The organism is Myxococcales bacterium (genome assembly GCA_016706225.1).
GTDB lineage: Bacteria > Myxococcota_A > Polyangia > Polyangiales > Polyangiaceae > JADJKB01.
Genome location: JADJKB010000021.1, coordinates 350,555 through 371,040, shown reverse-complemented (window position 1 = coordinate 371,040; position 20,486 = coordinate 350,555). Strand labels below are relative to the sequence as shown.

General features: G+C 67.5%; 15 protein-coding genes and 1 pseudogene. 7 read left to right on the top strand and 9 right to left on the bottom strand.

Going from position 1 to position 20,486, the window contains the following annotated elements; translation table 11 throughout:
* Positions 1–4 precede the first annotated feature (4 nt).
* The 3 genes from IPI67_26400 to purE form a co-directional block, all read right to left on the bottom strand.
* Positions 5–778 carry a hypothetical protein gene (locus tag IPI67_26400; GenBank protein ID MBK7583712.1) on the bottom strand — a complete coding sequence of 258 codons (774 nt, stop codon included), beginning with the start codon at positions 776–778 and terminating at the stop codon, positions 5–7.
* A 120-nt stretch (positions 779–898) separates the two neighbouring features.
* Positions 899–1,990 (bottom strand): 5-(carboxyamino)imidazole ribonucleotide synthase, encoded by a 1,092-nt coding sequence (locus IPI67_26395; GenBank protein MBK7583711.1) that lies wholly within the window; start codon positions 1,988–1,990, stop codon positions 899–901.
* A gap of 2 nt (positions 1,991–1,992) precedes the next feature.
* Positions 1,993–2,463 carry a 5-(carboxyamino)imidazole ribonucleotide mutase gene (purE, locus tag IPI67_26390; GenBank protein MBK7583710.1) on the bottom strand — a complete coding sequence of 157 codons (471 nt, stop codon included), beginning with the start codon at positions 2,461–2,463 and terminating at the stop codon, positions 1,993–1,995.
* A gap of 202 nt (positions 2,464–2,665) precedes the next feature.
* On the opposite strand from purE, the gene IPI67_26385 reads away from it, so the two are divergent.
* The 3 genes from IPI67_26385 to IPI67_26375 are packed head-to-tail and all read left to right on the top strand — an operon-like array spanning position 2,666 to position 5,756.
* Positions 2,666–3,715 carry a M20/M25/M40 family metallo-hydrolase gene (locus tag IPI67_26385; protein ID MBK7583709.1) on the top strand — a complete coding sequence of 350 codons (1,050 nt, stop codon included), beginning with the start codon at positions 2,666–2,668 and terminating at the stop codon, positions 3,713–3,715.
* Positions 3,716–3,747: 32 nt separating this feature from the next.
* The gene (locus IPI67_26380; GenBank protein ID MBK7583708.1) at positions 3,748–4,251 is read left to right on the top strand and encodes a hypothetical protein; all 504 of its coding nucleotides are present in this window, start codon (positions 3,748–3,750) and stop codon (positions 4,249–4,251) included.
* Positions 4,248–5,756, top strand: coding sequence for a GMC family oxidoreductase (locus IPI67_26375; protein ID MBK7583707.1), 1,509 nt, complete (start codon positions 4,248–4,250; stop codon positions 5,754–5,756). Before IPI67_26380 ends, IPI67_26375 begins: the two co-directional genes overlap by 4 nt.
* Positions 5,757–6,192: 436 nt before the next feature.
* Here the strand turns inward: IPI67_26375 and IPI67_26370 are convergent, their stop codons facing one another.
* Positions 6,193–7,410 (bottom strand): HNH endonuclease, encoded by a 1,218-nt coding sequence (locus IPI67_26370; protein MBK7583706.1) that lies wholly within the window; start codon positions 7,408–7,410, stop codon positions 6,193–6,195.
* A gap of 505 nt (positions 7,411–7,915) precedes the next feature.
* The gene (locus IPI67_26365; protein MBK7583705.1) at positions 7,916–9,646 is read right to left on the bottom strand and encodes a VCBS repeat-containing protein; all 1,731 of its coding nucleotides are present in this window, start codon (positions 9,644–9,646) and stop codon (positions 7,916–7,918) included.
* Positions 9,647–9,752: 106 nt separating this feature from the next.
* Between IPI67_26365 and IPI67_26360 the strand changes: the two are divergent.
* Positions 9,753–10,906 (top strand): annotated as a pseudogene (locus IPI67_26360) (isocitrate/isopropylmalate dehydrogenase family protein).
* Positions 10,907–10,936: 30 nt separating this feature from the next.
* Here the strand turns inward: IPI67_26360 and IPI67_26355 are convergent.
* The gene (locus IPI67_26355; GenBank protein MBK7583704.1) at positions 10,937–11,491 is read right to left on the bottom strand and encodes a hypothetical protein; all 555 of its coding nucleotides are present in this window, start codon (positions 11,489–11,491) and stop codon (positions 10,937–10,939) included.
* 22 nt (positions 11,492–11,513) lie between these two features.
* Positions 11,514–12,713, bottom strand: coding sequence for a serine hydrolase (locus IPI67_26350; GenBank protein MBK7583703.1), 1,200 nt, complete (start codon positions 12,711–12,713; stop codon positions 11,514–11,516).
* A gap of 551 nt (positions 12,714–13,264) precedes the next feature.
* Between IPI67_26350 and IPI67_26345 the strand changes: the two genes are divergently transcribed.
* A complete protein-coding gene (locus IPI67_26345; GenBank protein ID MBK7583702.1) occupies positions 13,265–13,855 on the top strand; it encodes a hypothetical protein in 591 nt (196 codons plus the stop codon).
* 194 nt (positions 13,856–14,049) lie between these two features.
* Here the strand turns inward: IPI67_26345 and IPI67_26340 are convergent, their stop codons facing one another.
* Positions 14,050–15,303: a protein kinase gene (locus tag IPI67_26340; protein MBK7583701.1), complete on the bottom strand. Its 1,254-nt coding sequence runs from the start codon at positions 15,301–15,303 to the stop codon at positions 14,050–14,052.
* A gap of 83 nt (positions 15,304–15,386) precedes the next feature.
* Positions 15,387–16,838 carry a phosphoenolpyruvate kinase gene (locus tag IPI67_26335; GenBank protein ID MBK7583700.1) on the bottom strand — a complete coding sequence of 484 codons (1,452 nt, stop codon included), beginning with the start codon at positions 16,836–16,838 and terminating at the stop codon, positions 15,387–15,389.
* 209 nt (positions 16,839–17,047) lie between these two features.
* Between IPI67_26335 and IPI67_26330 the strand changes: the two genes are divergently transcribed.
* Together IPI67_26330 and IPI67_26325 are read left to right on the top strand one after the other, a co-directional pair.
* Entirely contained in the window at positions 17,048–18,904 is a 1,857-nt protein-coding gene (locus tag IPI67_26330; GenBank protein ID MBK7583699.1) for a carboxypeptidase regulatory-like domain-containing protein, read from the top strand.
* Between the two features lie 72 nt (positions 18,905–18,976).
* Positions 18,977–20,344, top strand: coding sequence for a magnesium transporter (locus IPI67_26325; protein MBK7583698.1), 1,368 nt, complete (start codon positions 18,977–18,979; stop codon positions 20,342–20,344).
* The last annotated feature ends 142 nt before the right edge of the window (positions 20,345–20,486 follow it).

Below are 20,486 nucleotides of genomic sequence, written 5' to 3'. Positions count from 1 at the left end.
GGTCTCAGTAGTAACCGAGGATGCTGACGGAGAGACCGTAAGAGGTCGTCTTTGCGTCGACCTCGCTGCTGGGTCCGGTCGGCGGCTCGGTCTTGGCTTTGCCGCTGAGTCCCAGATCCAGGTACGGCCCGGCGAGGATCGCAAAGTGCTCGATCGGGGAAATCCCCACCATGGCCTCGATCGTGAGATCCAGTCCGTTCACCGTGTTCGTGGTGCTGCCACCGCCGCCCGTGCCGGGGGTCTCGGTCTTGGAAGTGAAGTAGGTGATGCCGCCGCGGGGCCAGAACGAGAACGTCTCGTCGAAGGCCATCGCGTAGCCGACGCGCGGTGCGATGCCGAACGTCGTGGTGGTATCGCCATCGGCGGTTCCCGCGTCCGTCTCGGTCTCGCCCGTGCGCGAGAAATAGATCAATGAGCCGCCGACGCTGATGCCCTCGGTGACGAAGAAGTCGAGGGCCAAGCGCGGGATCATCAGTGTCGGGGCTGCACCACCGCCGCCGGGGTTACCGAAGAGTGAGATCGACGTGCTCTTGAAGATGATGTCTCCGCCGCTGTCCGGCGTGACCGTGGTGCGGTCGAAGGAGAGACCCATCACGCGATCGACGCCGAACGTCAGCTGACCCTCTTCGCCGATGTTGTCGACGCTGCTGGAGCGCGATGGCGGCGCCGTGGGCTGGTAGCTGCCGGACCAGCCGCCTCCGTAGGGTTGCTGCGCCGCAGCAATGCCGCTGGCCAAGAAGATCCCCAAGCCCAACAGAGAAGTGATCGCCGTCTTCATGATTCTTCCTCCAAGAAGCTCCGAACGCGCGTCCGCTTATAGCCGCGGCTACCCGATCTGTCCCGGGAAAAACCGCTCGCCTCCGGGGCCACGGGCCGGTTTTTCTCGGATCCGCCGGCTTCAGCCCGAGTCGATCAGCGCCCGGGCGCGGGTGATTGCAGCTTCGAGGGTGGCGTCGGACTCGGCGCGCAAGGTCAAGTGGCCGACCTTGCGACCGTCCCGCGGTGTCTTGCCGTAGTCGTGCAGGTGAAGGTCCGGGATGGCGAGCAGCTGCGCGGCCGGGGGCACCCGCCCGATCAAGTTGAGCATCGCCGAGGGGCCGAGGGCCGACGCATCTCCCAGCGGCAGATCACACACCGCCCGCAGGTGGTTCTCGAACTGACTCGTGCGTGCGCCTTCAATCGTCCAGTGTCCGGAGTTGTGGACCCGCGGTGCGATCTCGTTGGCGTAGAGAGTGCCGTCGACGTCGAACAGCTCGAGCGCGAGCACTCCGACGTAGTCGAGTCGCTCGAGGAGGCGAAGCGCGTAGCCCTCTGCCATGACCTGCAGCCCGCGGTCGAGCCCCGGTGCCGGCGCCCGGGATAGGCGCAGGATCCCGGCTTCGTGCTCGTTCTCGACCAGCGGGTAAAATCGGGTCTCGCCGGAGCGGCTGCGCACCGCTATCGCGCTGAGCTCCCGGGTGAACGGCACCAGCGACTCGAGGATCAACGGCGTGCCGGAGAGCGCTGCCATCGCCTCCGCCACGTCGTCCGGGCCGCGGAGCACGCGCTGACCCTTGCCGTCATAGCCGAGGCGCCGTGTCTTCAGCACTGCTGGCAGGCCGATGGTCGCGAGCGCGCTCTCGAGGCCCGCCGCGTCATCCACCGCCATGAACTTCGCCGTCGGGATGCCGAGCTCCTGGAAGGTCGTCTTCTCGCGCAGACGATCCTGGGCCACCCCGAGCGCCAGCGCCGACGGGTGCACACGCACCTTCGTCGACAACGACTCGACGGTCTCGACCGGCACGTTCTCGAACTCGAACGTGACGACGTCACACTCGGCGAGTCGCGCGAGCGCTTCAGGATCGTTCCAGGGCGCAGCGAGCTGGGGTGCGAGCGCGCCCGCCGGTGAAGCGGGAGTCGGGTCCAGGAAGCAGAACTCGAGGCCCAGCGGGTACCCCGCCAGCGCCAGCATTCTCCCGAGCTGTCCGGCCCCGAGCACGCCCACGCGCACGGTCAGCTCCCCTTGCGCGGATCGGGGCTGTCCAAGACCTTCTTCGTCTGTGCGTCGCGGAAGCGGCGGTAAGCGTCTCGGATTGCACTGTGCTGTGCGCCGAGGATGGCTGCGGCCAGGAGCGCCGCGTTCACCGCTCCAGCGCGCCCGATCGCCAGCGTGGCCACCGGGATCCCGGCTGGCATCTGCACGATCGACAGGAGTGAGTCGATGCCCTTCAAGGTCTTGCTCTCGACCGGCACGCCGAGCACCGGCAAGGTCGTCTTGCTGGCCGTCATGCCTGGAAGGTGCGCCGCGCCACCGGCGCCGGCGATCAACACCTCGAGCCCACGCGCCTCCGCCCCGGACGCGTACTCGAACAAGAGATCCGGCGTGCGATGGGCGCTCACGACGCGCACCTCGTGCGGCACACCCAGGTCTTCGAGGGTCTCGACGGCGTGGCGCATCGTCTCCCAGTCACTCCGGGAGCCCATGATCACACCGACGAGGGGAGCGACTTTCTTGGTCAAAGGGGAGGGCGAATCTAGCCTCGACCTCCGGCGCTTGTCCCGCAGGAAATCAGCTGGGTTGCCCGCGAGGCAGAGCGTGGTGCGCGGACGCTCAGTGCGGGCGGCTGCTTCTTCGTACGCCGCGGTGTGGCGAGACGCGCGGCTCCTGCGCGAGTAGAAGCTCCCCATGCGCGAGGTTCTGCTGCTGGCTTTGGGCGTTTTCGCCGGCTGTGCGCCGCATCACGCGGCGCAGACCTCTCCCAAGACGCCCGCGCCCGGGGTGATCGCGAAGCCGAGCGGTGTCGTCCCGCTGACGGGTCGGGAGCAGGCCACCGCGGAAGAGCTTCGCCGCGACGTCACCGAGCTTGCGACCAAGCTCGGCGAGCGCAACACGGAGAAGAAGTGGGAGCTGGCTGGGGCTGCCGACTGGTTGGTCGAGTCGCTCGAAGCGGCGGGTTACGCCGTTGCGCGTGACGGTCACGAGATCGACGGCGTCGCGGTGCAAAACCTCGCGGTCGAGGTGCGAGGAGGACAAGCTGCCAACGAGATCGTGCTCGTTGGTGCGCACTACGACACGGCCCAAGGAAGCCCAGGCGCGAACGACAACGCCTCGGGGGTGGCGGCCGTGCTCGCGCTCGCGCGCCGCTACAAAGGCGCGACCCCCGATCGCACTCTGCGCTTCGTGTTCTTCGCCAACGAAGAGCCCCCGTATTTTCAGACCGCGAACATGGGCAGTGTGCTCTACGCCAAGGGCATCACCACGCGGGGTGAGAAGATCGCGGCGATGCTGAGCATCGAGAGCATCGGGGTGTACAGCGACGTCGCGGGTAGCCAGCGTTTCCCGGCGGGGCTCTCGGGGCGCTACCCGAAGACGGGGAACTTCGTGGCCGTCGTGGGTAACCCGGCCTCGAAGACCTTGGTGGAGCTGGTCGCGGACGGGCTCAACGCTCGCGCAACCCTGCCCGCCGTGGGGGCCGCGCTGCCGGACAGCCTGCCGGAAGCTGGCTGGTCGGATCACTGGGCCTTCTGGCAGATCGGTGTGCCAGCGGTGATGATCACCGACACCGCTGGCTTTCGTGACGACCACTATCACAAGCCGACCGACACACCCGAGCGCCTCGACTACGCACGCGCGGCGCGCTTGGTCGTGGGGCTCGAGAGTGTGATCGCCGAGCTCACGGGTGACACGCAGGCGCTGCTGCCCGACAAGAAGAGCAAGCCTCCGCCTTTGCCTTGATCACATCCTGCGCCGATGCGACGCTCTGCCGCGTGCGGGCCGATCGACGCAACTTCCTCGGCTGGTTTTCTGCTGCCGGCGTCGCCATCGGCGGTGGAATCGCCTTGGTGCGAGGCGGCAACTACTCGATCCCGAGCGACGTCGGCCCGAGGCTCGTCACGCTTCGCCCGTGGCAGTGGGCGGTGTTTCAGGCGTTGGGCGCCCGCGTGCTCGCGCCCGAGAGCGCGGACGTGGGGCTGTTCGCCGACGTGTATCTGGCCGGGCTAGCCCAGCGGGATCGCGACGACCTCTTGGGTCTGCTGGGTTACGTCGAGCACATCGCGCCGCTCCTTGCCGGCTGCGGCCCGCGCTTCACCCAGCTCGTGGCGTCCGATCAAGACCGCGTGCTCGAGCGCCTGGAACAACACCCGGTGGGGCTCTTGCGTGGGGGCTTTCAGGCATTGAAGGCCATATCCATGCTGGCCCATTACCGGAAGGACTCAGCGTTTGCGGCCCTCGGTTACAGCGGTCCCGCAGTGAAGTGGAGCCCACGGTGATCGAGTCGGGTCGCCGGCTCACCGGTGCGTCGCGCTGGCAAGCGGACGTCGTGATCGTCGGCACCGGTGCTGGCGGGGGCATGGCGGCGAGTGAGCTCGCGCGGCGTGGTGCGAAGGTGATTGCCCTCGAGGAAGGGCCGGCGCTCTCGGCGCGCGACATGACTCAGCGCGAGGACGAGATGATGCCGCTGCTGTACCAGGAGCGAGGCGGACGCTCGACGGCAGATCTGGCCATCCGTGTGATCGGTGGCCGGGGTGTCGGCGGGAGCACCGTGCACAACATCAACTTGTGCAAGCGGCTGCCGCCGGAGATATTGGAGCTGTGGGGGCGGGAGCATGCGGTCAGCGGTTTGTCCGAGGCGGAGCTCCGGCCCGTGTTCGAGAGCGTCGAGCGGGACCTCTCGGTGAGTGAGATCGAACCCGAGCGGCGCAACAACAACAATCGGGTGCTCGAGCGTGGTGTGGCGGCGCTCGGCTGGAAGGGCGGCCCGCTGAAACACAACCGACAGGGCTGCCAGGGCTCCGGTTTCTGCGAGATCGGCTGCCCCTACGACGCCAAGCAGAACGCCGCGAAGATCCTGCTGCCCGATGCGATGGATCACGGCGCGCGGGTGGTCTCGGACGTGCGGGTGACGCGCATTCTCCACGACGGGCGGCGCGCGCGAGGGGTCGTCGGCGTGGCGCTTGGCGTGGACGGACGCCAGAGCGTGGAGGTGCGCGTGGACGCGAATGTGGTCGTGCTCGCCGGCAGCGCCATCGGCAGCCCGGCGCTCGGTGTGGCCAGCAGCCTGCCGGATCCCCATGCGCGTCTGGGGCGAGGGCTGCGCATGCATCCCGGGGTTGCGGTTGCGGGGCTGTTCGACGAACGCATCGAGGGTTGGCGCGGCATCCCCCAGAGCTACGAGTGCACGGAGCTTCTGGAGCTTTCGCCCGGCAGTGACAAGCGGGTTTGGATCACCACCGCGTTTGCGCATCCCATCGGGGCCGCCATCATGTTGCCGGGTTTCGGGGAGCGGCACCGGGCGTGGATGCTGCGTTATCCCAACATCGCGGTCCTGACTGCGATGCTGCACGATGATAGTGAGGGGCGCGTCTCACTGGGAAGGGATGGGCGTCCGCGCATCGACTACGTGCTCTCGCAGTCTGACTCGGAGCAACTGGCCCGAGGTGTCCGAGCTTGCGCGCGGCTGTTGTTCGCGGCGGGTGCAACCAAGGTGCTCGTGCCGAGTGTGCCGCCCATCGAGCTGTCGCGCCCCGACGAGGTCGAGTCCATCCCGGGCTCCGTCGCCCGGCCTCACGGCATGCTGATGGCGGCCGTGCATCCGATGGGCACGATGTGCCTCGGCGACGACCCACGGCGGGCGGTGGTCAAGAGCACGGGAGAGCATCACCAGGTGGCGGGCTTGTTCGTGCTCGACGGCTCACTGTTTCCGACCAGCATCGGCGGGCCGCCGCAGATCGGGATCTACACGTTGGCGCGGTATTTGAGCCGGCATGTGGGGTGAGCGGCACCCCTGATCGATTCTCGCCGGGCCGGGCGTGAACGTCCTCCATCAGCTCGGGGTGGCGGCCCGAGCCGAGGCGGCGGAAGCGCTTGCCGGCCGCACAGGGCGCACGCGCCAGCGAGTCACGGCGGGGGCGGTGGGCGGAAGGCGATCGGGCAGGGCGGGGGTTGTCAAAGAGCAGGTCGGCGCGGGGCCCTGGGCAACAACTACGCAGGCGCTGGCGGGAGGCGGTGCCTGCGCAAGCTTCGAAGCTGGTCCGCAGTCCTCGCCTCGCCGACGCGTTTCTGCAGCATGCCGATGAGCCTCTGCCGGGCGCGTCCCCTTCGAGTCATGATGCGCTCCTCTCTCTCGCTCGCGTTCGTGCCCACGACGCTGCCGCTGCCGAGACCACGAGCACCTGCCGGCACACCCTTTGTGGGGGTGTGCCCGGACCGTCTCAGGGTGTGAGCACGGCGATCGCGGCGCGAAGCAGGGGTTCGACCCGAGGCTCGATCCCGCGCAGTCGCACGTGCTCGACAGCGTGCCGTGCCTGGGCCCGCTTGAACCCCGCGAGCACCAGCGCCGAGCGCACCTTCTCGAACACTTCGAGCTCGGGCGCGACGGCAGGTGCCGGCGCTGGCGCGAGTGCCGGATCCGCAGGCGTGCTGTTCTCCTTGCGGCGAGCGCGAGCCCCCGCGATCTCGTTCTGGATGTGCTCGTCGCCGAACACCTGTCGCGCTCGGTATGAGTTGTGAGCCGAGCAGAGCAGGCAGCAGTTGTCCACGGTGGTCGGCCCGCCCTTCGCGAAGGGAACGATGTGCTCGATGGTCAGGAAACGGGTCTCTGAACATCGACGCCCCTCAGCATCGCGGAAGGTGCACCGGTCACCATCCCGCTCCCGCACCTCCCGCTGGACATCGACGGGCACGTGTCGTGAGCCCGGCTTCGTCTCGCGACGCTTGCGCGGCTTGCCCGCGCCCGAGCGACGTTGGATCGCGGCCGCGATCAGCAGGTCTAGGCCGAGCTCGAGGAGCGTCGCCAGGTCGCCGCTGGGGACTTCGTGGCTGAGCAGGTTCCGGGCTTGCTCGAGCTTGTCGCGGAACGCGGTCCGAGCGGTGAGCTCCAGTCGCACGCTCTCCGGCGACAGGGGCTGGAGACGAGCACGAGGCATCGAGGGCCGAGGCGGTGGCGCAGAGTTACCTGCCCCGGACACTGTTGATAACTCCGTCTGCGCGGGCTCGGGCGCCATCGTGGTCAAGGTGGTCGGCACGTCCGGCTGCGGAGACCAGCGGGCGATGAGCTCTTCGAGCTGACGCTTCGACTTCCCTCGAGCCTCGGCGAGGAGCTGCTCGACGTTATCCTCCGTGAGGTGCCTGGAGAGGAGGAACAGCCCGGTCAGGTGCACCTCACCGGACGCGAGCTCGTCGAGGATCTGAGGAAAGCGCTGTGCCAGGCGGGCAACGCGCACGCGCTTGTTGGCGCCGTCCTCGGAGTACCCCAGGCGCTCCACGCAGTACGCGAAGAGCGACGAGCAGGCATCCTCAAGATAGAGCTTACGGCGGTCGAGCTCCGCCAGGTGAAAGACGACGTCCGTCGATGCAGCGCGCTCGGTGCTGACGGCAGCCGAGAGGCGTTCGCGGAGCTCGAGATCGGAGACCGAAGAGAGGAGAGGCATGCTTTCTGGCATACCACGCGATTTTTCGCCCTCACCGCTGCCACCAGGCGCGACGCTCACGACGTGGAACGCTTCGAATGTCACCGCGATGCGCGAAGCGCGCACAGCGCGCATCCTCGTGGCAGCGCGTGATGGTATCCGCGTGACTCGTCGCAAGCGCGCGCTGCGTGCCCGGAAACCGTCAAGAAAAATGTGAATCGAATCGTCGCGCAGCCGGCTCTTTTCACGCACGCGCTTCAGCGGAGCGCAGAGCTCGGAACCACGCTTCTCGCACACCTCGAACAAAGAGGGGTGCACGGATTGCCCTCGGTGGTCTTGGCAGCGGCAGCGTCCTCGAGCTTGCTAGCTCGCAGGGCAGCGAACCGCTTCGGTGCCCGAGGGGGAGCGCACGGTGCGCGCTGGGTGTGAATCGCTGGCGGTTCCACGCATGCGACGGCAGTGCGCGACGCACACGTGGAGGAACGCCCTGCGTTCCGAGCTCGTAGCCAGCCGCGCCACCCCCGATTCAGGGCACGTAGCCCTGCCGCGTCAGGCCTCCACGCCCCGTACCCCAGAGCACGCAATTCGTGCTCGAGCCGGGCAGGTCCCAGATCTGCACGCCGCCCTTGCCCGCGCCCAAGCTGTCCTTCAGCGAGATCACCAGCTCGAGCTGGCCGTCTCCGTCGAGATCGGCGACGGCCGGTGCGCTCATGGAGCCGCGCCCGTACAGCTCCACCTTCTGTAGCTCGTTGCCGCCAGCGTCGAGCACGATCAGATGGGCGGGCGTCTCGGGTTTGCTTGGCGCGCCGGAGCTGTAGGTCGAGAACAAGATCTCCGGTGAGCCGTCACCATTCAGATCGACGATCAACGCCTCGCCGGCGCCGGTGTAGGGGCTGGCGGAGACGCCGAAGGTGTAGGTCCACAGCACGCTGCCGTTCGACGCAAAGGCGTAGAGTTTGCCGTCGTAGGCGGGGACCACGATTTCATCGCCGGGTTTGCCGTCGAGATCCGCGACGCTCGGGCTCGGCTGCGTCGGCACGATGTTTTGCCCCAGGTTCTTCGCCGCGATGGGCAAGCCGGAGTCCTTGGGGGGATCCCATCCCGCAGGCCGGGTCATGTCGTGATTGAGGACCCAGACGGTGATGCCTTTGTTGGTCGTGTCGCTCGAATGCTCGTGATCTCCGGCGAGCACGATCTCGTGGTCGCCGTCGCCGTCGATGTCGGCGATGACCGGCGGTGAATAGGTGAACTCGGAGCGATCGCCGGTGCCCCAGCCTTGCTGGGAGAGTTTCAGATCGTGGTACGCCTCGACGGAGGTGACGACCTTGTCCGCGAAGCTCGCGTGGGTCGGAAACGGCGTACCGTCGCCCTTGAAGATCCCGAAGACGATGGCGTCGTAGCTGGACACGACATCGTCCACCCCATCGCCGTCGAGATCGCCTGCGGCGATGTTCTGATTGTAGCCGCCGAAGTCCCAGCACTCTTCGGCGGGAGCAGGCGGATTGCAGCTCGGGCTGACCTGCGGAAAGCCCGGGTGCATCTTGCCGTCGAGCTCGTAGACCGCGGTGGCGGGACCCTTGTTGGTCTTGTTCACCAGCACCTCGAGCTTGCCGTCTCCGTCGACGTCGGCGGCCGCGATGGCCCGAACCTCGTCGCTGGCCCCGAAGTGTACCGGCCAACCGGGCAAGAGCTCGCCCTTGTGGTCGTACACCGCGACGTTGACACCGGAGCTCGAGTCCGCGTCACTGCCGACCGCGATCTCGACGTCGCCATCAGCATCGAAATCAGCGACGACCGCTGACGCCCACATGCGGCTCTGGCCGTGCTCGGGAGAATTCGATGCGGAGCTCGCCCAGGCGGTCTGCCAGAGCTTCGTGCCATCGCCGTGCCACACGTAGAGCACCGAGTGGCGCGCCGCGACGATATCGAGCTTCTTGTCGCCATCGACGTCGACGAGCGCGGGCGACGCCAACCAGTTTTCGTCCCAGCTCCCGGGCAACGTGGCCCGGAGTGTGGGCGTTGCAACGGCGCCCTTCGACCCGCTCGCGGAAGGACTGCACGACGGGGGGGGAGGCGTGACCGGCCCGCCGCCGGAGTTGCCGCTGCCGCCGCTGCCGCTGGAGTTGCCGCTGCCGCCGCTGCCGCCGGAGTTGCCGCCGCCGCCATTGCCGCCGGTGCCCGCGGCGCTGGAATCGTCGCCGCCGCAGCCCAGCATGATGAGCCCGAGGGTGACCACCCAACGTCGCTTCGTGATCATGAGCCAAGCGGACCTTCGTACAGCAGGTCTGTCAAGCGAGGCGGTGCCTGCGCCCGCCATGCACGACCGCTTGACCTCCAAGAGCCCCGCGGGCATTGCCACTGACATGGCGAAACAGAGCTACGAGGTCGTGCTGCTCCCGGGCGACGGCATTGGGCGCGAGATCGCGGTGCAGGCGCGGCGCGTGCTCGAGCGGGTGGAGAGCCGAGTCGGTGTGCGGTTTGCCATCGAAGAGATCCCCTGCGGTGGCCAGTATTTCCTCGAGCACGGTCGCGACTGGCCCGAAGGGTCCGAGGAGCGATGCAGCAGCGCCGACGTCGTCTTGCTCGGCGCGGTCGGCTGGCCGTCACCGAGCGGCAAGGGCCCCGTGATGATGCCGAACGGACACATGGCGGGTTACTCGGCGGTGCTCGGCAACCGCTCGCGCCTCGATCTCTACGCGAACATTCGCCCCGTGCGGCTGTACGAAGGGGTTCAGCATCGCATCTCGGGGCGCCATCAACAGGTCTGGAAGCCGAGCGACGTCAACATGGTGTTCGTGCGCGAGAACAGCGAGGGCCTCTACTCCGGCATGGGCGGCACTCTCAGCCCCGGTGGACGCGCGACCGTCGCGACGGACGTTCGGGTCATCACCCGGGTTGCTTCGGAGCGAGTGATCCGTTTGGCGTTCGAGCTGTCCAAGAAACGCAACGGCGCACCGAAGGACGGCAAGCGCCGGGTCACGGTGCTAGTGAAGAACAACGTGCTCGCGGGCTGTCGGTTGTTCGCCGAGGTCTTCTCCGAGATTGGCCGCGACTACCCCGGATCGAGCAGGACGTGGCGATCGTTGACGCGTTCATGCAGTGGCTGATCGGCCAGTCCGAGTACTACGACGTGGTCGTGACGACCAACATGTTCGGCGACATCATCACCGACCTGGCCTCCGTGCTCCAAGGCGGCATGGGCCTCGCGGTGGGCTGTAACGTCGGCGACCGCCACGCCATGTTCGAGCCCATCCACGGCTCGGCGCCGAAACACGCGGGGCAGGACAAAGTCAACCCGATGGCGATGATCTTGGCCAGCGGCGAGGCCCTGCGCTGGCTGGGTGACAAACAACAGGACACGGCCCTGGTGCGGGGCGGCGACGCCATCGAAGCTGCGGTGCGCGCGGTCCTCGCGGCCGGCGCCCCGCTCACCTACGATCTGGTCGGAACGGAGCGCGCAGCGAAGATGTCGGAGACCACCGCCGCCATTCTCACCGAGCTCGACGCGCGGCTGTGAGCGCTGCGGCGGCTCCTCGAGAGCCCAGGCTCATTCACTGCAGCCCGCGGTCGCGTTGACCTCGCACCAACCCTTGCGGCAGACAGCCCCGAAGCGGCAGCCGGAGGGCAGCGGCGTACAACGCGGCATGCTGCAATCCATGTCGATGACCGCACACATTCGATTGAGCCGAGCCGCCGATTTGCGGTTCGCGGCGGCGCTGATGGCGCTGACCGGGCTCGAGGGGCAACCGCCGCAGCAGTCGTAGACGGTCTCGATCGCGCACTCGGCGTCGCGCTGACAGCGGGCCGCCCGCTTCGACGAGATTTCTGGAGGCTTGGGGCTCCCCGGCGTGGGCAGCGGGGGAGAGCCGTCGGCCTCTGCTGCCGCGTCGAGGGGTGTTGGGTCGTCCGGCGCCGAGGCGTCCGCGCCCTCTTTTTCGCCCAGCCCGGCGTCTCGTGCGACGGGCGCGGCGGATGCTTGGCCTTGGGTTTCCACTGCGCGCGGTGGTGGCTCCGACGTGTGCCCACAGGCGAAGCCCACCAGTGCCACCCACGGCCAGCGCGAGCGTCCACGCGAGGTCCGTGTCCCGCTCGGCTTGGTCATCACGCGCAGGCTAGCGCGCGGCTCACTTCACCGCGACGTTCTTGCCTTCGCACGGCCATTTGAGCTCCCGACACAGCCCCCGGACCACGAACCCCGAGATCCCGCCGTTCGCCGACACACCGTTGTCCATCGCCACGATCGCGCGTCCGTCGTCGAAGAACACCATCTGGGACAGGAAACCCTCGTTGACGCCCGAGTGCTCGTACAAATGGCCCGCGCTCTCGTCGACTCCGTTGGCCGGGCGGTGAAAGAGCCCGACTCCCATCACCTGGGGATAGTTGCCGTTGTTGAAGTCCACCCACAGCGCCTTCGACTGAACCACCTTCAGCACGTCGGGCCGCTCCTTGGTGACGTATTTCGTCATGCACGCGAGCTCGGCTGGCGTCGTCCAGAGACCGGCCGCGGTCCGCTCGGCGTACACCTTCCGGCAGATCTTGTTGGTGTCGAGATAGGGGGAGCGCCCGCAGGCCGCGTCGTGGTCGACGGCCGCCGTCATCGGTTGTGTGAAGCTCGAGCGTTTTGCGCCTGCGGCCAGGAACAGGTTGTCGCGCACGAAGTCGCCGAGCGGCTGCTTGGTGACGCGCTCGAGCCACAGTTGCCAGAGCATGTATCCGCCGCCCGAATACGAAAAGATCCCCTTCTTGCTGGCGTCGAAGCTCACTGCCGCGGAGGAAGCCGGGCTCTTGCCGAGCACGATCTGTTCCGTCGTCGGAAGCGGATCCCCTTCCAGATAGCCGGCGGCAAAACCATGCGGTGCGGTGCCACCGCTGTGGGACAGGAGCTGGGTTGGCGTGAGCGCGTAGGGAGGAATGGCGAGGTCGACCAACGTCGGAGTGATGTCGACGTCCTTGGTGGTCGCGGCGACGCCGCTCAGCAGGTAAGCCAGCGCCGATACGGCCTTGCCCATGGACGCGGCCTGAAACAGCGTCGATGCGCTGAGCGCCGGGGCCTTCGAGTCGTAGGTTTGGTTGTTCGCGTTGCCGAATACCGCCGTGTAGATGACTCCGTCGACATCTCGGATGGCTATGCTGACCCCCGGCACCTTGCTGTTGGCCATCGAGACGGCCAGGGGCTGGCCGCCGCCAAGGTTGGCGGCCACGGCCGCGATCGCGGTGTGTCCAGAGCCGTCGACGAAGTCGCAGGTCGGCCGCGTACAGTCGTTGTGACAAGCGTCGTTGTCGACCTTGTTTGCGTCGTCGCACTGTTCGGTGCCGGCGACCACGCCGTCCCCGCAGGTTGCCCCGCTCGAGCCGAGCCGCCAGAACCCGACGCACCACCGGAGCCCCCCGCGCCGGACGCGCCACCCGTTCCCGCCGCGCCGCCTGCACCCGCAGCGCCGCCGGTTCCCGCAGCGCCTCCCATGCCCGCCGTTCCGCCTGCGCCGCCGCCGCTGTTCGCACTCCCAACGCCGCCCGCGCCCGCCGTGCCACCTGTCGCGCCGCCGTTCCCTCCCGTCCCCTGTCCCGAGTCACTGTCCCCCGAACAACCAAGCGTCAGGAACGGCACCGACAAAACCAAGGACAAAAGCCCAGCGCGGCGCGCGCAATTGGATTTGAGCACCCTCCCCCTAGAGCAGTTTCCGTGCCTTGGTTTTGGACGCCTCGGATCAGCCGGCAATGTGCTCGTTTCGTCGATGACGCCGCCTGCGCCGAAGCGCACCGGGCATGGGATTGGCTCGCAGTCGCTGGCGAGGTTCTGAAAAACTTGCGGAGCGCGACGTTGCTCCGGGCCGCGCGCCGGCCGGTGTCGATCGATGGATGGTAAATCTGAGGCGTGCCGACCGAGCGCGAGGTCAAAGCGGCGCTGTCACGCTCCCTGGACAAGACTGCGCAGCGAGCGTTTCTGCTGCTTGCGCTGCTCTTCGCCGTCAGTGCGCTGAGCCGCCTGCTCTGGTTCGCGCGCACGGCGGGCGAGATCGGTACCGAAGGCGCGCTCGCCGGCGGAGGTGGCGGTTCGGTCTTGATGGTCGTACTCCAGGCGGCATTTGCCACCGTCGTAGCTCGTTTCACGCTGCGACCTGCGCTGAACGTGGTCTACCGGCGCCTGCTGGACGGCGGGTGTTTGGTCAGCGGGCGAATCTCCGCGGAGCCCGAGGCGCTCAGTCGGCGGCTGGGCGGCGCGTTCAGGGGGTTGGGCGTCATCGAGCGAGTGATCGCTGCCTTCGTTCCGACCCAGATCTCGACGTTCGAGTTCGAGCTGGACGGACGCAAGCACACACGAGCCACGGCGCTCACCTTTCACGATGAGGCTCCGTATCGGGGCGCTAGCGGTGACGTGATGATCTTGGTCGACGCGACGGCTCCGACCCGCCACCGCTGGCTCTACCGCATCGCGCTCAGGGAGCGTCGTCCTTCCGCCAGCTAGAGCGCCGAACAGGTTGAACGTCGTTTGTTTTCCGGGACTTGCAAGGTGTTCGGCGCTCGCGCGCGGAGCGCGCACGGCCGAAGGCCGGGGGTTTGGGGCGCAGCCCCAACGTAAAGGTCCTAGAACACGAGCAGCGCAAGCTGATCGGTGTTCTAGAGCGCGTTCCCTCCGTGCCCGCGCCCGCTGGCCCTGCGCTACCCCGCCCCCATCCCCACTGCGCACGCCCCACACCACGTGAGGGTCCACATCATGATCAAGAAGAGCAGCACGCCGAGCACGATCCACACCCACGAGTAGCTGCGGGTCGCTGGGTGCGGGGCTGGGGGCGGCGCCATCTGGGCGTAGGGTGACGGTAGGGTCGGCGCCGGCGTCGCGAGCGGCGCGCCGAAGTGCGCGGGTCCGGGGGCGTAGGGTCCGGCCGGCGTTGCCACGTACGCGTGGGGAGTCGCGTAGCTCGGGTGGCTCGGCAGGTTGGCATGGGGCGAGCGCGGGGTCTCTCCGAGGGGCACGAAGCTCTCGGGCGGCAGGTAGGGCAGACACTGCTCGATGGCGAGCTTGAAGTCCTGCGCCGACTGGTAGCGATACGCCGGATCCTTCTGCAGCGCGTGCAGCAGCACCGTCTCGAGGGGCGGCGGGGTGTCGGGACGGAGCAAGCTGGGGGCCGGCGGCATTTCCTCGACGTGCGCCTTCAGGAGCTCATACAGGGTCTGGGCCGGAAACGGGCGCTGCCCGGTTGCACCCTCGAACAAGATCACACCCGCCGCGTACAGATCGGCACGGTGGTCGACGTGCATGCCCTGAGCCTGCTCGGGCGACATGTATTGAGGAGTGCCGAGCAGTGAACCGGTGCGCGTCGCGTCGCTGATGCCGCCCTGCTCGGGGCGCAGCTTGGCGATGCCAAAGTCCAAGATCTTCACCCGACCGGTCGGCGAGATGAAGACGTTGTCGGGTTTCAGATCGCGGTGAACGATGCCCTTGGCGTGTGCCGCCCCGAGGCCATCGAGCAGCTCGATGAGGGTACGACAAAGCGTGCCGAGCGGCAGGCCGCGAGACCGCTCCATGTACGACGAGAGCGGCGCGCCATCGAGGAGCTCCATCACGATGTACGGCCGCTTGTCCGCCATCGTGCTCAGATCCGAGACCGTCACGATGTTGTCGTGATGGATCAGGTTCACCGCCTTGGCTTCGGCGAAAAAGCGCTCCACGAGCGCCGGGTGCTGGCTGCACTCTTGGGACAGGAACTTGATCGCGGCACGGCTGCCGATGGTCGGGTGCACGCCCTTGTAGACCGCGCCCATGCCACCTTTTCCGATCTGCTTGCAGATGCGGAAGCTGCCGACCATCTGCCCGAGCAACGGATCGTCGCCACCGTCGGCGAGCGTTCCGCCGTCTTCGGTGCAAAACCCCGCCTGCTGGAACGAGCGGCCGCACTCCTGACACACGAACATGAGCCGGACCGAGCATTACAGAGCGGAGACAGCTCGTCCACCCACGCTCGGGCAGCGAGCGCGCACGCGCGGCCAGAGCGCGCTCAGGCGTGCTTCCGGCGGCCGTTCAGGATCTTGGCGAACGAGCGCGAGGCGAGCTCTTCCGCCGAGAGCCCACTCAGCGTCCGCGCCTCGTCTTCCGTGATGGCGCCGCAGTTTTTTGCGCGCAAGAAATAGTTCAAGAGCCCTTGGCCCGTTGCGGCATCGTCGAACAGATCTCCAACCAGCGTGGCCTGGGCTGCGCGGTCGATGAAGTTCCGCAGGCGCTCACTGGCTGCATCGAGGCTGCCCAGGAAGAACGCGTAGACTGCCGCGTAGCGCGTCACGAGCTGCGCCGGGTGCAGGTCCCAGCCTTGATAGAAGCCGCCAACCAGCGAGTGAGTGGCCTGGTCGAAGTGGAGCTTCCACGATCGGTGCACACTCTCGAGGTTCTCCGCGACCTGCCGGGCGCTGAGCGGCGGGCCGTCTTTTGCCTGTGTGTGGGGCGAGATGGGCATGACGGTGGTCGCGCCATCACTCATCCAGATCCCCGTGCCGGCGAGGGAGACCTGCATCACGTGTTTGGCAAAATCGCAGGCCAAGTGCGTCATGCTCTGGTGCGCGGCCGTGATGCTGCAGCTGGCGGTGTAGTCGTAGGTGCCGAAGTGCGCCGAGACGACTCGACCCTGACCGGCGTCGATGAGGCTCGGTAGGCTTGCGCGTCCGTCGCCGCCGATGATGGCCTGCGTCTGTTCGATCATCAGCTCCATCTTCAGCGAGCCGGGCGCGAGCGCGGTCTTCTTCTCCAGGGCGGCGAACAGGCCGCCGAGCGCCACGACCTGCTCCGGCATCATCACCTTGGGCAGCGTGACCACGAAGTTGTCGGGAAGCTTGCCGCCCGTCAGCTCCGCAAGGCGCGTCACGTACAGATCGAGCGTCCGGATGCTGCGGGTTCGGAGCTCCGTCGAGAGCGGTTTCACTCGGATGCCGATGAAGGGCGGCAGTACTTTTTCCGCCATGCCCTTGGCGGTCTCTTCCGCTGTCTGAACGGCGTGGCCGTCTTCTTCCGCGTCCGGGCGATTGCCGTAGCCGTCCTCGAAGTCGATCCGGAAATCTTCGACGGGCTCACGCGCGAGCTTTTCCTTCACCCGATCGTAGACCACCACCGCGTGGGCGGCGTGACGATGAGTGCGCCGGCCGAGCTCGGGGTTCTCGCGCAGCGTACGCGCCAAGCTCTCCGCCTCGGCGACGCCGCCCGGCATCGAGTCCGCGCCGGGGAAACCCAGGGCACGCGCGAGTGTGAAGGGGTCGGGCGCGTAAGCTGTGAGAGAGCGCAGGCCCAGGTCCCCGAGCTTCTTGGCAGTGCCCGACTTGAACAGGTGGGCCCCGCCGTAGACGGTGTGCACCGGCTGTCGGGCGCCGGATTCGCCCGGGAAGTGCTGGACGAAGCGCTGCTCCGCGTCGCTGAGGGGGGAGACGAGGGCTGCGATGTCCGTGGCGCCGAGGGAGGTCTTCATGGCCGCCATGGCTTAAGGCGGTTTTCGCTCCGATGGAACTGCTCCCGTGCGGAAAGTCCGACCGAGCGCGCTGGGGTCGCCCGGCCGCGTGAAGGTGCGGTCGTTGGCACCCCGGTGCGCCACGCGAGCGCCAAAAGAGCGCTGCGAAACCCGGATTTGCATGACACTCGTCAGTGCGGAGGACTCACCCGATCGCTCAGAATCCGGACGTGCCTGGAAAAAAATGCGCGCGCGCCGCGGGCGTAGCGCTGCCGGTCGCTCTGGTCCTGTTGTTCGGCGTGCACTCCGCCTCCGCGCAAGTCTCCGGTGTCGTGCGTGACGCCGCGAACCAACCGCTGGCCGACGCGATCGTCACGCTGCAGGCGAGCACCACGGAGACCAAGACCGACGCGACCGGCGCCTACTCGCTCCCAAGCGTGACCGGGACCGAGCTGAACATCGTCGCGGCCAAACGCGGCTTCTTCTACGGCTACGTGACCGTGACCGCTCCGAAGACTGCGGCGGACATCGTGCTCCAGGCCATCCCCACCAGCACCGATCCCGCGTATCAACCCAAGGCGCCCGAGAGCTGCGGAACGTGTCACGATCAGCAGTTCACGGCCTGGAAAGACTCGCCGATGGGCAAGGCCGGCTCGAACACCTGGGTGTACGACGTGTACGACGGCAGTGCGACTCCCGGCGGCATGGGCGGATTCGTCTACACACGCGACAGCGTGCTCGCCAAGAAGAACCCGGCAAGTGAGTGTGCGTCCTGCCACGAGCCCGAGACCTGGTGGAGCAAACCCTACTCGCCGCTCGACCCGTACGGCGCCAAGACCCCGGCGGTGACCCACGGCGTCTCGTGTGAGGTCTGCCACAAGATCGCCGACATCGACGCGACCAAGCCGAACTTTCCAGGTCTCTGGCCCGGGGTCGTCACCCTCGCAAAACCTGGCGGCACTGCCCCCGAGCAGATCCTGTTCGGGGTCTTGGGCGACGTGACATTCGAAGCGGCGAACACGATGAAGGCTGCCTATCAACCGCAGCTGAAGGCGCAGGTGTGCGCTGCCTGTCACCAGGACAAAAACGATCCCGATGAGGACGGAGACTTCGAGGAGCCCAACGGTGTCGTCAGTGAGCCGACGTATCAGGAGTGGCTCGACTCACCTTACGCCGATCCGAGCCACGCAAAACACGCGACCTGCGTCGACTGCCACATGCAGCCGACCAACGCGAACCAGGCCTGCTCCATCCAGTTCCCGCAGCTGAAACGCCCGCCGGGAGACGTGCGCTCCCACGCCTTCCCGGGCACGACGCCGGAGTTCCTGGAGAACGCGGTGACGATGACGATGCAGGCGTCGAAGTCGGACACGAGCATCGATGTCGACGTCACGATCGACAACGACAAGACCGGCCACCACGTGCCGACCGGAGTGACGATCCGCAACATGATCTTGCTCGTCGAGGCCTGGCGCGCCGATGACGGCAAGAAGCTCGAGTACACCGGCAGCGAGGTGATCCACGACCTCGGCGGCGTGGGCGATCCCGCGCAGGGCTACTTCGCCGGACTGCCGGGCAAGCTGTACGCGAAGGTCAACGGTGATGCGGCGGGCAAGGGACCGACCTTCTTCACCGACGCCACCAGCATCCTCTCGGACAACCGCATCCCGCCCCTGGGCAAGGACACGACCCACCTGAGCTTCGCCGTGCCACAGGATGGTGGTGAGCTGCACGTGCGTGCGCGCTTGATCTATCGACGTTCCTGGCGCGCGCTGGTCGATGCCAAACAGTGGACGCAGGATGGCCACGGCAAGCCGCTTGCAGACGTCGCGGCGCCGTATTTCGGCCACCTCATGGAGGAGGCCGAGGAGACGTTCGGGCTACCGGCGCCTTGCGACGCGGGCGCCTGTACCGACGCGGGCTCGACCGGCGGCTCGGGCGGGGGAAACACAGGCGGTTCGGACGACGACGGCGGGTGTGGCTGCAGGGTCGGCGGTTCGTCGGCCCCCGCGCTCTGGTTCCTCGGCGTGGGGGTCGGTCTGCTGCCGCTGCTCAGGCGCCGGGCCCGGCGGCGACCGCGGTCCTGAATTCGACCCGGGGAGCGAGTGCTCCCGCCACGCACTTTCCCGCCGGCGCGGCGGCGTGCGATTGGTGCGTCGATGGAAGATCAGACGCCGGACGAGCGCAGCCTCGAGGAGCGCATCGACAGCGGTGACGTTGCAGCGATCCAGTCCCTCCTCGAGGGGCTGCCCCCCGAAGACGTCAGCTACGAGCTTGGGCGCATCGGGGCGGATGACCTGGCGCGTTTGATGGAGCTGCTCTCGTCATCGGATCCGGAGCTCGCCGCCACGCTGATGGAGCGCCTGCTCGACACCCAGGCGGCGACCCTGATCAGCGTGATGCCGCCGGCGGCGGCGGCGGCCATCGTCGAGGCGATGGACTCGGATGATCGCGCGGACATCCTGTCCGGGATCGACGACGACCGGCACACGCAGGAGATCCTCGCGCTGCTCGACCCAAGTGAGGCCGCGGATCTTCGCCGCTTGGTGCAGTACCCCCCGGACACCGCGGGTGGGCTCATGATCACCGAGTACCTGGCGCACCCGTCGACTCGCACCGTCGCTGAGGTGCTCGACGATCTGCGCACCAACGCCGAGCGGTATGCCGAGTTCGACGTGCAGTATCTGTACGTCACGCAGGGAAGCGGGGAGCTGGTGGGGGTGCTGCGCCTGCGCGACCTCGTTCTCACCCCCGGTGACCGGGACATTGCGTCGATCATGATCGAAGACCCGGCTCGGGTTCAGGTGACGGACAGACCCCAACAGCTGGACGCGTTCTTCGACGACCACGCGTTCTTCGCCGCGCCGGTGGTGGACGCCGCCGGTGGCCTGGTGGGGGTGGTGCGCCGCGCGGCGGTCGAGGCCGCGCGAGCCGAGAAGGCAGACCGTACCCTGCTCGCCTTCGGCGGTATCATCGGCGGCGAAGAGCTGAGAGCGATGCCGTTTGGCCCGCGTGTGCTGAGAAGGCTCGCGTTCTTGTGCCCGAACATCGCCCTGAATCTGATCGCCGCGAGTGTGGTGGCCATCTACGAGCCGACCATCGCGGCGGTGACCGCGCTGGCCATCTTCCTACCAATGCTCAGCGACATGAGCGGCTGCGCCGGCAATCAGTCGGTCGCCGTGAGCATCCGTGAGCTCTCGCTCGGTGTGCTCAAACCCACGGACGTGCTGCGGACCCTGGGCAAGGAGCTGGGCGTGGGCGTCGTCAACGGGCTCGTGCTCGGCGCGTTGCTCGGGGCCATCGCCTGGGTCATGCGCGGCGGGCAATGGCCGCTGATCGGTGTGGTGATCGGCGGAGCGATGGCGATCAACAGCGTGGTTGCCGTGTCAATCGGCGGGACCGTCCCGCTCGTGCTGCGGCGCTTCGGCATCGACCCGGCGCTGGCAGCGAGCCCGATCCTGACGACTTTCACCGACCTGTGCGGGTTCTTCCTCACGTTGCGGCTGGCCACGGCGATCTTGCTCTGAGAAGCAAGTTCAGAAATTTCACAGGAAGTCGGAAGGGCAGAGGGATTGGATTTGAGCGTGGCTTGGCAAAATCGGCGGCGATTTCGCGGGCTGGGTTTTCGAACACTACGGGGTTGCGGCTCGTGCTCGGATTGGCAGCCCG